The sequence below is a fragment of the Pedobacter jamesrossensis genome (assembly GCF_042650905.1).
GTDB classification, from domain to species: domain Bacteria; phylum Bacteroidota; class Bacteroidia; order Sphingobacteriales; family Sphingobacteriaceae; genus Pedobacter; species Pedobacter jamesrossensis.
Map to the genome: position 1 here is coordinate 132,857 of NZ_JBHSBY010000004.1, position 12,145 is coordinate 145,001.

Annotated in this window: 8 protein-coding genes; 6 read left to right on the plus strand and 2 right to left on the minus strand. The window is 35.3% G+C overall.

The window, feature by feature from the left end; translation table 11 throughout:
• Window positions 1–50: 50 nt before the first annotated feature.
• From ACFOUY_RS00710 to ACFOUY_RS00735, 6 genes are all read left to right on the plus strand, one after another.
• Window positions 51–1,454 carry a glycoside hydrolase family 30 protein gene (locus tag ACFOUY_RS00710; RefSeq protein WP_378958518.1) on the plus strand — a complete coding sequence of 468 codons (1,404 nt, stop codon included), beginning with the start codon at window positions 51–53 and terminating at the stop codon, window positions 1,452–1,454.
• 77 nt (window positions 1,455–1,531) lie between these two features.
• Window positions 1,532–3,313 carry a cellulase family glycosylhydrolase gene (locus tag ACFOUY_RS00715; RefSeq protein WP_378958519.1) on the plus strand — a complete coding sequence of 594 codons (1,782 nt, stop codon included), beginning with the start codon at window positions 1,532–1,534 and terminating at the stop codon, window positions 3,311–3,313.
• 91 nt (window positions 3,314–3,404) lie between these two features.
• Window positions 3,405–4,523, plus strand: coding sequence for a multiheme c-type cytochrome (locus tag ACFOUY_RS00720; protein WP_378958520.1), 1,119 nt, complete (start codon window positions 3,405–3,407; stop codon window positions 4,521–4,523).
• A 73-nt stretch (window positions 4,524–4,596) separates the two neighbouring features.
• Window positions 4,597–6,921, plus strand: coding sequence for a TonB-dependent receptor (locus ACFOUY_RS00725; RefSeq protein ID WP_378958521.1), 2,325 nt, complete (start codon window positions 4,597–4,599; stop codon window positions 6,919–6,921).
• 1 nt (window position 6,922) lies between these two features.
• Entirely contained in the window at window positions 6,923–7,726 is an 804-nt protein-coding gene (locus ACFOUY_RS00730; RefSeq protein ID WP_378958522.1) for a DUF4249 domain-containing protein, read from the plus strand.
• A 40-nt stretch (window positions 7,727–7,766) separates the two neighbouring features.
• Window positions 7,767–8,723, plus strand: a complete 957-nt coding sequence (locus ACFOUY_RS00735) for a 2-hydroxyacid dehydrogenase (RefSeq protein ID WP_378958523.1) — start codon at window positions 7,767–7,769, stop codon at window positions 8,721–8,723.
• A gap of 228 nt (window positions 8,724–8,951) precedes the next feature.
• Here ACFOUY_RS00735 and ACFOUY_RS00740 read toward each other — a convergent pair whose 3' ends face one another.
• Together ACFOUY_RS00740 and ACFOUY_RS00745 are read right to left on the minus strand one after the other, a co-directional pair.
• Complete coding sequence (locus tag ACFOUY_RS00740; protein ID WP_378958524.1) at window positions 8,952–11,678, minus strand: Ig-like domain-containing protein; 2,727 nt, start codon at window positions 11,676–11,678, stop codon at window positions 8,952–8,954.
• Between the two features lie 224 nt (window positions 11,679–11,902).
• Window positions 11,903–12,145 (minus strand): transposase (locus ACFOUY_RS00745; RefSeq protein WP_378958525.1); only part of this gene is annotated, 243 nt, incomplete at its 5' end.

Sequence of the window (12,145 nt, forward strand, 5' to 3'; positions counted from 1 at the left end):
CATAACTTCTTAAATAATCTTAAATTTTCTACCACTAACCACTTGCCAATATGAAATTAAAGGCGATAAGCTATTGTTTTGCTATTATTTTAAGCTCCTCAACATTACAAACTCTTGCCCAAAATAGTGCTGAACTTTGGCTAACCAAAGCAGATCGTTCTGTGTTATTTGCTCGACAAAATGATTTACTGAAATTCTCTTCTGTTCAAAACACTAATCCTAGGATTTGGGTGAACGAGAAAGATACCTATCAGCCAATTGATGGATTTGGTTATACGCTAACTGGTGGAAGTGCGCAACATATTATCCAAATGTCTGCACCTGCAAGAGCTGCTTTGCTTAAAGAGTTATTCGCAACTGATGCTAATAATATCGGCGTAAGTTACATACGCTTAGGTATTGGCGCTTCCGATTTGAACGAAAAAGTATTTTCTTATAACGATTTACCTGAAGGTCAAACAGATTTAAATCAAGATAAATTTGATTTGGGACTTGATAAAGTTGATGTAATTCCGGTAATGAAGGAGATTCTTGCTATAAATCCTAAAATTAAAGTTTTGGGTTCGCCCTGGTCCCCTCCATTATGGATGAAAACAACTTACAATGCTCGCGGAGGGATGTTAAAGCTAGAATATTACGATGCTTATGCAAAATATCTGGTTAAATATGTTCAAGAGATGAAAAAGCAAGGCATTACAATTGATGCTATTACCGTTCAGAACGAACCACTACATCCAGGCAATAACCCAAGTCTTTTAATGGTTGCTCCAGATCAAGCTCTGTTTGTTAAGCAAAATCTTGGGCCTTCATTCGAAAAGGCAGGCATTAAAACTAAAATTATTATTTACGATCATAATGCCGATCGGCCAGATTACCCCATTACAATATTAAATGATAAGGAGGCCAGAAAATACATCGACGGTTCTGCTTTTCATCTTTATGGAGGTAAAATAGAGGCTTTAACTGATGTACATGATGCACATCCTGATAAAAATATTTATTTCACAGAACAAATGGTTGTCGAAAGACCAAACTCTACAGGAATTAATATTACCGGCCCAGTAAGGCGATTAATTATTGGCGCTACACGTAACTGGAGTAGAAATGTTTTAGAATGGAATTTAGCTGCCGACCCTGAGAATAAACCTTTTACCGATAGAGGTGGTTGCCCAACATGCCAAGGCGCTGTTACTATTAATAAAGATGCTGTAAGTAGAAATATAGCTTATTACTCCGTTGCCCATGCCTCTAAATTCGTTCGTCCTGGTTCTGTTCGTATTGCTTCAAATGAGTTAACTGATTTGTCTAACGTAGCTTTTAAAACGCCCGAAGGTAAAAAGGTTCTTATTGTGGCAAATACGGGTAAAGAAACCGCAAATTTCAATATAAACTTTAATGGTAAAATACTTGCTGCAACTTTAGAAAAGGGGTCTGTTGGTACTTATGTTTGGTAATAATCTCATCTAAAAATTTAAAATCGTTATTGAAATTGCTTTTAAGGGTAAATTTTTTAACAGAAAACCTATTTATTATGTCTAAAAGAATACAGAAACCATTATCTCTAATTAAATGTAAATCAATATTGTTCATTCTTAGCCTTGCGATGCTTAGTTTAAATTCCTCTGCTCAAGGGTTTTTAAAGGCCGATGGAAAGAAAATCGTAAATGATAAAGGCGAGAATGTTTTGCTTAGAGGCTTTGGTTTAGGCGGTTGGATGTTGCAGGAAGGATATATGCTTAAGATTAATAAGGATGGCCAGCAATATAAAATTAGAGAGCGTTTAGAGGATTTGATGGGCGTAATGCAAACACAGGAATTTTATGATGCGTGGTTAAATAACCATACCCGAAAAATAGATATCGATTCTTTAAAAGCATGGGGTTTTAACTCTGTTCGTTTGCCAATGCATTATAACTTGTACACTTTACCAATTGAAAAAGAAACAGCTGCAGGACAAAATACCTGGCTAGAAAAAGGTTTTGCTTTAACCGATAGCTTGCTTTCCTGGTGCAAGGCGAATAAAATGTATTTAATTTTAGATTTGCACGCGGCTCCCGGCGGACAAGGAAATGATACAAATATTTCTGACAGAGATGCATCCAAACCCATGCTTTGGGAAAGCGAAGGTAATCAGCAAAAAACAGTAGCGCTTTGGGCAAAATTAGCCGAGCGTTATAAAAACGAAGAATGGATTGGCGCTTATGATATTATAAATGAGCCTAATTATGGTTTCTCTAATCCATCTGTAGATAAAAATGGAACGCAAGAGAAAGTAAATGCACCATTAAGAAAATTAATGGTTGATATAACTAAAGCGATTCGAAACGTTGATCAAAAACACTTAATTATTATCGAAGGAAATGGTTGGGGGAATAATTACAATGGTATTTTTCCACTATGGGACAAAAATATGGCTTTGAGTTTTCATAAATATTGGAACTACAACGATCAGGCTTCGATTGCGAACATGCTTAAAGCAAGAGATGAACAAAATGCGCCAATTTGGCTTGGTGAAACGGGTGAGAATTCTAATACTTGGTTTACCGATGCCATTAGTCTTTTAGAGAAAAATAACATTGGTTGGGCTTGGTGGCCACTAAAAAAGATTGGATTTAATAATCCAATGGAGATAAAATCAAATCCAAATTACAACAGTGTGGTAAATTATATGAATAACGGCGGCAATAAACCTAAAGAAAGTAATGTTTACAGCGGTTTAATGGAACTCGCAATTTATACAAAATTAGAAAATACAATTATCCATAAAGATGTGATTGATGCAATGATTCGCCAGCCACATACAAATGAAACAAAACCTTTCAAAGCAAATGCTGTAAAAGATGGCTCTATAATTTATGCTGTTGATTACGATTTAGGTAAAAATAATCATGCATATTTCGATTTAGATACTGCCGATTATCATACCGTTACCAATAAAAGAACGGCAGGCAATCGTGGGCGTACATATAGGAATGACGGTGTAGATATTCAAAAGGATTCCACTCAGTATGAAAAGTATTTTGTAACGAATATTGAAGACAAGGAATGGCTGCAATATACTTTGCAAGTTGCAAAAAAGGGCACTTATACTTTAAAATTAAATACCGCATCCGCACAGCATGAAGGGAAAATATCAGTCGCTATAAATGGTAAAATTGTAGCCAAAGGTATCAGCGTTCCTAATTCTGGTGGTGCTAAAAAGTTTATTTCGTTCGAAGTGAAAAATATTGCTTTAAATGCTGGTAAGCAGGTTTTAAAAATTATTGCAGATACAGGTGGTTATAATTTTAGTTATATTCAATTCGTAAAATAACTAACAAAAATTTCTTGTGTTAAAGGGCTCTAAACGCATATTTTTAATTCTTTGCTGCATTGCTGTAGTAATATTAATTCTTTCCAGATGCATGAATACTGCTGATAAAATACCATCTGATGCAAGAGGGATAAATTATACGGGCGCTGCAACTTGCATAAAATGCCATACAGATATTGGAAAGTCATTTGTCCATAATGCACATGGTTTAAGTTCGAGCATGGTTGCAAATAAAGATGTATCGAAGTGTCTCGAAACTGACTCAAATTCATTTGCCTTTGATGCAAATATGAAAGTGAAGATAGAGAAAAGAGACAGCGGTATTTATCAGGTTGCCTATATAAATGGAAAGCAAACCCGAGCGCAACGTTTCGACGTTGCTTTTGGCTCTGGCGAAAAAGCATTTACCTATGCATATTGGAAGGGGAAAAAATTATTTCAATTGCCCTTATCTCATTTTTCTGCTATAAAAACCTGGGCTAATAGTCCGGGTTTTCCTATTAAGGTAATGTATTTTGATAGACCAATAACCAGCAGATGTTTAGAATGTCACAGTTCTTTTGTTAAAACAGAGAAAAAGCAGGTTGCAGCATTAGCCATGGATGAAGAAATGGAAAAAGGTTCCTTAATTTATGGAATAGACTGCGAACGCTGCCATGGACCCGGAAAACAACATGCTGTTTTTCATTTGGAAAACCCCGAAGAGAAAACAGCTAAATTTATAACTATTTTTGAAACGCTTACTCGAAAGCAAAAGATGGATGCTTGTGGCGTTTGTCATTCAGGAAACACACTAACCACTATTCAATCAGTTTTTAACTTTCAACCTGGCGATGATTTGGATAGTTTTTACGCTCAGGATTTTGTTTCGTTTGGCGGGGCAAATCCAGATGTTCATGGCAATCAAACGGCTATGCTGAAAGGAAGTATGTGCTATCGGAAAAGCGAAATGACCTGCCAGTCTTGCCATAATTCGCACGAAACAGTAAAAGGAAATATGGCGATATATTCACAACGTTGTATCAGCTGTCATCAAAATCAAAAACATACCGAATTAACATTAGCAAAAGGGGTTTTAAAAACAAATTGTATAGATTGCCACATGCCAATGCAAGCATCTAAATTAATTTCATTTCAAACCGCGGGTAATAAAAATGTGAATCCTTATTTATTGCGTTCTCACCACATTGGTGTTTATCCTGGAAAATAGATTATTTCATTAAAAACCTAATTAACTTGTATTTCGTACATTTGGCTTCAATAATTTAAAAGATTTAGCCAGTATGCCCGTAAAATTTTACTTTCCTCTATTGCTTTTATTTTTCTGCAGCACAGTTGTTTTAGCCCAAAGTAAATTTAATTTAAGTGGTACTATTCGCGATGCAGCAACTGGCGAAACACTAATCGGTGCGACCGTTAAACTATCTGGTAAAACATCTGCCGCAACGCAAACTAATGCTTATGGTTATTATGCTTTAACTCAGCCAGAGGGCGATTATAACCTTGTGATTAGTTACGCAGGTTATCTTTCCGTAGCAAAAAGCATCAGTTTAAATAAGGATACAAAACTTAACGAGGAACTTAAATCAGCAAACGATTTAGCTGAAGTTACCGTAAGTGCAACCAACAGGAAAAACGAGAATGTAAAAAGTGCCCAAATGGGATTAGAAAGAGTTGATATGAAATCTCTAAACTCAATCCCAGTGCTTTTAGGAGAAAAAGACGTTTTGAAAACGATTCAGTTATTGCCTGGAGTTAAATCTGGAGGAGAAGGAAATACAGGTTTTTATGTTAGAGGGGGAGCAGCAGATCAAAATCTAATTATTTTAGATGAAGCGGTAGTTTACAATTCTTCGCATTTGCTTGGCTTCTTTTCTACTTTCAATGCCGATGCCATTAAAGATGTAAGTTTATACAAAGGTGGAATGCCAGCGCAATATGGAGGCCGATTATCATCTGTTTTAGATGTTAAAATGGATGATGGAAACAATAAAGAATTTAAATTTCAAGGCGGAATAGGTTTAATTGCATCAAGATTTAAAGCAGAAGGACCGATTGTAAAAGATAGAGGTTCTTTTATGGTAAGTTTTCGTAGAACTTACATCGATTTGTTTTTAAGACTTTCGCCAGATTCATCAATTAACGGAAGTACCCTCAACTTCTACGATATCAATGCAAAAGCCAATTATAAAATTGATGATAAAAATACTATTTATCTTTCTGGCTATTTTGGAAAAGATAATATTGGAGTTAAAGATTTGTTTGAGAATAACTGGGGAAATGTTACCACCACTTTACGCCTAAATCATATTTTTAGCGATAGACTTTTCTCAAATACTTCATTGATTTATAACAATTACAACTACACGGTTCGATTATTAAATGATGTTACAAATTTCAAGGCCACATCATTGGTTCGTGATTTTAACTTGAAACAAGATTTTCAGTATTTTAGCAATAAGCATACTTTACGTTTTGGTTTAAACGCCACACATCATCGAATTTCTCCTATCGATATTTCGACAACGCAAGAATCGCAGGTTAATCCTTTAACTCAAGAGAAAAGATACGGCCTGGAAACAGCTGCCTATGTTTCTGATGAGTGGGCTGTAACAGAGAAGCTTAACTTTCTCTATGGAGTAAGATTGGCTGCCTTTTCATTATTAGGGCCAGGTAATTTTAGTACTTATGATGCAGCTGGTAACATAACGTCTACGGATAAAGCTGAAAGCGGAAATTTTTATAAAAACTATTTCAACCTCGAACCTCGTTTTTCGTTGAGCTATCTTTTTAATGATGAAAATTCTGTAAAAGCATCCTATAATAGAAACACGCAAAATATCCATATTTTGACAAATGCGACCTCGAGCTCGCCAACAGATCAATATGTGTTAAGCAGTAATAATATTAAACCAGAAATTGCTGATCAGGTATCATTAGGTTATTTTAAAAACCTTCAGGATAATAATTACGAGCTATCGGGAGAGGTTTATTACAAATGGATGCAAAATCAAATTGATTATAAAAATGCTGCTCAATTATTGGCAAATTCTAACGTAGAATCAGAACTGCTTTATGGTACAGGAAGAGCGTATGGTTTGGAATTGTTCTTTAAAAAGAAATTTGGCAAGTTTAATGGTTGGGTTGGTTATACCTTATCTCGTACTGAAAGAAAATTTGCCGAATTAAATAACGGGAATTATTTCCCCGCCAGACAGGATAGAACACACGATGTTTCACTAGTGGGAATTTATAATTTAAATAAGCGCTGGACTTTCTCTTCGAGTTTTATTTACAGTACGGGTAATGCGGTAACTTTTCCGGCAGGCAAGTATAGAATTAATAACCAAACGGTTTACTACTATACAGAGAGAAATGCAGGTAGAATGCCTTATAATATGCGATTGGATTTGAGCGCAACCTTAGAAGGAAAAAAAACAGGTCGGTTCCAATCTAGCTGGAACTTTGGGATTTACAATGCGCTCGCCAGAAAAAACCCTTACTCAATTGAATTTATTAACGATCCGAACGACCCAAGTAAAACCGTTGCAGAACAAACCTCTTTATTTGGTTTAATACCATCGGTAACCTGGAATTTTAAATTTTAAAATGATGAAAAAACTGATGATATTTTGTTTGCTTGCATGTTTGGTTTTTACATCTTGCAAGAAAATTATTGAAATTGATACCAATAACGCAGAACCACAATTGGTAATAGAAGGAAATATAATAAACCAATTTGTTGCTCAGCAGATAAAAATAAGTAAGTCTGTATCTTACGATGGCCAAAATAACTTTCCAGCTGTTTCTGGGGCTGTTGTTACGGTAAGCGACTCCAGAGGGAATAATTACACTTTTGCCGAAAGTCAACCGGGTTTATATACTTTTGGATTGCGTGGAATACCAGGAGTTACCTACACAATGAACGTTCAGGTTGAAGGTAAAACTTACACGGCGGTTTCAAAAATGCCATCAGCAGTTAAATTAGATTCGATTGGAATTATAGTTAATACTTTTTTCAACAGCGAAAGAAAAACAGCTGCTGCGTATGTATCAGATCCTGCCGGAGAGGCTAATTTTTATCATTTTAATATGTATGTTAATGGCCTTCAGTCTAACCGGGTTTATGTAAACGATGATAGACTTACTAATGGAAATAAACTACGCCTGCAGTTATTCTACGAGAAAAATGATGACGATGATGAAGGTTTAATTACGGGCGATAAAGTAGATATAGACATGGAGTGTATTGATGCTAATATTTTCGATTACTGGTACGCATTGAGTCAACAAGCCGGGAGAGGGCCAAATCAAGGTACTACGCCTGCCAATCCAACTTCAAATATTTCAAACGGAGCTCTTGGATATTTCAGTGCACACACAACTCAAAGATTAAATATTGTAGTTCCTTGATAAATACTAAACATAGTAAAATCTTAGCTGTTATAACTAAATGAAAGTTTTTATAAGCGGCAATATTGCCCAAAGCGGACTCAATTTATTGGAAGAAAATGGCATATCTGTTACTAAATGGACAGAATCAAGACAAATTACAGCAGAAGAGTTAATTTCTGCTTGTCAGGATTTCGATGCTTTGATAAGTGTTGGGCCAAATAAAATCGATGCTACATTTTTAAATGCTTGCAGCCATTTAAAAGTTATTGCTTTGCATTCTGTTGGTTTTGATAATGTTGATATAACAGAGGCAAACAAACTAAATATTCCGATAGGCAATACGCCAGGTGTTTTAAGTGGTGCAACTGCCGATACTGCTTTTCTACTAATGCTGGTAGTATCAAGAAAAGCTTTTTATTTACACAAAAAAATTATAAAAGGAGCTTGGCAAAATTACGAACCCACACCAGAATTAGGTATTGAGCTAAACGGAAAAACTTTAGGGATTTTTGGAATGGGTAAAATTGGTTTGGAAATGGCTAAAAAATGTATTGGCGCCTATCAAATGCCAGTAATTTATCATAATAGATCGCAAAATTTAGAAGCAGAAAAAGAGATAGGTGCAAGGTATGTTTCGTTTGAAGATTTATTATCTCAAAGCGATGTAATATCAGTACATGCCGCCTTAACTAACGAAACAAAGGGTAAATTTAACCTGGAGAATTTCAAACAAATGAAATCGGATGCTATTTTTATTAATACAGCCCGTGGCGGAATTCATAACGAAGCTGATTTAATTAAAGCTTTACAAGAAAAAATAATTTGGGGTGCAGGGTTAGATGTTACCAATCCGGAACCTATGCAAGCAAATAACCCGCTATTAAATATGGAAAGCGTTGCCGTTTTACCACATATTGGCTCGGCAACTGAAGAAACCCGAAGTGCGATGGCAAACCTTGTCGCTAAAAATATTATTGCCGGTTTAAATGGTGAAACCTTACCACATCAGATTTAACAACAAAAAGAGACTGTAACAAAATTGATTTTGAAGTGCTGTTAGCGGAATAATATTTTGAGCGGTCGTCATTCCTGTGAAAACGGGAGTCGTAAAGCGATAGAAAGGTTATGAAATAAAAGCATATTAAAGCATTACAATACCCAATCAAGCTGGTCATGATGATGCCGCCAAATTAAATTCTTTTTACAATAGCTGAATTTTTTATTGTAATACCTCTTTTTGTTATTATTTAACCGTATATCTAAAAACAGATCTTCCAACATTACCATTAGCATCAATACCCTCTACAACTACCTTATACTGGCCCTTGCCATCGGCATTATAAAAATCGAAAGAAGTTAATCCGGTATTATCTGTTACAACTTTAGGATTCCAATAAATTGTTGTACGTAAATCATTGCGGTTCAAATTAGCCGGTACATCATATTTAGGCATATAAAATTGTCTTGCTTTGCTGTAGCCCTGGGGTGTAAATGTGAGTTCGTAATATTTAGGTAGCATATCCATTAACTCGGTTTTAGATATTTTAGTTCCTTTAGGTGCTTTCTTTTGATTAATTACGATTACTCCATTAATATTATTGTTTCTATTAACCATCCCAAGCTCATCTCTTAAGAAGATTTCTACGGATTCAATATTAGATGGATCGATTGTATTTAATTGGTTCACATCCATTAGCATCCCGTTTATGAAAATACCCATAGGTATTTTTTTTCCTTGATTGTAGTCTCTGGTTACGTAAAAATTATTGTCGACAAAAGTAGTTCCCATTGCCATTGTTTGTAAACAACTAACTAACAAAGAACAGCCCGTCAGCCTGTCGCCAGAAACCTCGTGGTCTGCCATTTGACTTAATCCAGTTAATGCAGGGTAATCTTTATGGCTAACTTTAGGAATGGCTGCGGCTTTAACCGTTACTTCTTTAAGCGTATGCAAGTACGAATATTGTTTCTTGCTGTTGTCGAGGTAGGTTGTTAACGTACTGTCGATATTTAATACTTCATCTGCCGCACTGAAATTTCTGCTTACAATGGGCGCTGGAGAGCCATTTAAACTCAATGTCATGTTTTTATAATTTACATTGTACTTGGCTGTTATGGTTACTTTTGAAGAATCAGTAAAAACTAAATTTGAAAATTTAAAATTCCCAACCGGATCGGTTGTTCCTTCAATGTTAATTCTTTTATCCGGAATAGTTAAAAGTAATGCGCCTTTTCTAACTGGTATGCCATTGCTCATCCTTAAAATACCCGAAAACTCAATGCCCTGTTCTGGTAGAAAAGTTATTGCAGGCTTTTTATCGTGAATAATGTCATCGTAAGCATAATGTCTGTATCCTTGCGTTAGTAAAAGGACATCTAAATCTGATGCTTTTTTTGCATCATTAGTACTGAAATAATAATTTGGTTTTTCTATATATCCTTTAACATCACTATTCAAAAGTAGGCCAGTTAATATTGTTGTGGCACCGTCCTCATTAAAAGGAACTTTAGTTTCATCTATAACAGATACCGAAAAATTACCTTCAACTGGGGCACCATCCTTTTTAGCACTTAGGTTTATTTTAACCTTTTTCTTTGCACCGTAACTTGCCACGGGACTTGTTAAAGTTAAAGCCAAATTATTATTGTGCTGAACAAAAACGATTCGCTCGCTTAATGGTTTGCCGCTCTCGGTAAATAAGGTGAACTGGGCAATACCCAATGGGAATTTATTTTTAGGTACAGTTGTACTATATTCTTTGTTGGCTAATGCCGTTTGAGCGCCATAGCAAATTACCCCTTTACTCTGTGCAATGAGATAGAATTTTTTACCTTGGTTTTTTTGAAAAAACGCCTCATTGGAAGCAATTTTTATTGCTAAATTTTCTGCATCTGTGTTATCAATAACTATTGATACACCCGAATCTGCAACAGCTGGTAGCTTTACAGATTGAGTTGAACCATCAGAAAAAGTAATAGAAGCCTTATAGGTTTTACCAGCCTCAGGAGTTATGGTAAAAGTACCCATTCCTAAATGCTGGGCACTAAATGTTGCAACTTGCTTTCCATCGCTATCGCTCACAGTTCCTTTGGCATTTATACCCAAGCCATCGCTTTTAATCCCTTTAAATGCAACCTTATTGGCCAAGCCAGCAACAAGATTTCCGCCCTCGGGGAAGAATTGAAAATCTTTGTTAATGATTGCATTTTTGAGCTGAAAAGTGCTATTAATAATGTCTTTATCAGTTGTATTTATACTTGTAATCAGTTCGCCTTTTTGTAATTGATATTCTGCTTTTTGATTGGCTGTCATGCTAATAGTTAGGAAACCGTTTGCATCTGTTGTGCCTCTCCCTTTTGCAATAACCGTATAACTTGTAACTACTTGCCAGTTTACATTTCTGTTAGCGTAAGGTTTATTGTTTGCATCTTTAAACTGTACCCTTGCATCAATTTTTTCTTGTTTATCAGTTGATGTGTTTTTATAGCTGATATGTGTCTTTAATTCTTTATCAATAGCTTCGCCAATGTAAAATGTTTTATTAAAATATGCAGGATCATCCGAATTTAGCATCCACATGGTGTAAGCCCTGAAATGATAATTCCCTTGGCTATAATGTTCCATTGATAAAGGAATATTTCCTTCTGCCATACCGCCATTTAACTGTAATTTAAGTGTTTGCATTAAAGAATCGCGTTGATTGATTACATCAACATATACGATTTTACTAATGCCAGAAAGAAAATTCTGATTTTCAGTAACATAAGCCTTAAACCAAATCGTATCTGCAACAGCATAATATGGTTTATCAAAATGAAGGTATATTTTCTCTGCAGGATAATCGGTTAAAACCTTATTTGTTTTACTAATTATAGTATTAATACTAACTGTATCAGTTTGGGCTGAAGCCGTGAAATTTAACGTGGCTAATAATGAAACTAATATTAATAAAAATCTAAAAATCTTCATGAAAAGGAAATTAATTACTAAGGTTGTAAATATATCTAATTATAAATAGAGCGCATAGCTTGTGCTTATCTTTAACATTTTTTTACATAAAAAAGGGGGCCGTATCATAATTTAATTTTATGATACGGCCCCCTTTTTTTTTGCTTTGTATTTTACGTCTTTGTCCCTTGGCTATTTCGGTTTCAGCAATCGATATTTTCTAAAAGATGAAGAAAAGGGCCTTTTTAGGCTACTTTTTTCCTTATGTTATGTGCAATTGCCAATAAACCCCATTCAATAGCTGCTTTTTCCTTACCTCTGAGCATAAAGCGGCGGAACCCGTGGTTCTGCTTAATATTTCCAAAGACTGTCTCCACATCATTGCAGCGTATTTTTCTCCTCATTTTTCCCTCCTCGCTGTTCAAGAGTGAATATGCTTTTGCCTTGAGCCGGTTTAGTTCCATATTTACCTCTATAATCCGGTTACC

Excerpts from the sequence above, each read along its gene's own strand:
- ACFOUY_RS00740 (WP_378958524.1), bottom strand. The coding sequence starts at position 11,678 with ATGAAGATTTTTAGATTTTTATTAATATTAGTTTCATTATTAGCCACG.
- ACFOUY_RS00735 (WP_378958523.1), top strand. The coding sequence starts at position 7,767 with ATGAAAGTTTTTATAAGCGGCAATATTGCCCAAAGCGGACTCAATTTA.
- ACFOUY_RS00725 (WP_378958521.1), top strand. The coding sequence starts at position 4,597 with ATGCCCGTAAAATTTTACTTTCCTCTATTGCTTTTATTTTTCTGCAGC.
- ACFOUY_RS00710 (WP_378958518.1), top strand. The coding sequence starts at position 51 with ATGAAATTAAAGGCGATAAGCTATTGTTTTGCTATTATTTTAAGCTCC.
- ACFOUY_RS00715 (WP_378958519.1), top strand. The coding sequence starts at position 1,532 with ATGTCTAAAAGAATACAGAAACCATTATCTCTAATTAAATGTAAATCA.
- ACFOUY_RS00720 (WP_378958520.1), top strand. The coding sequence starts at position 3,405 with ATGAATACTGCTGATAAAATACCATCTGATGCAAGAGGGATAAATTAT.
- ACFOUY_RS00730 (WP_378958522.1), top strand. The coding sequence starts at position 6,923 with ATGATGAAAAAACTGATGATATTTTGTTTGCTTGCATGTTTGGTTTTT.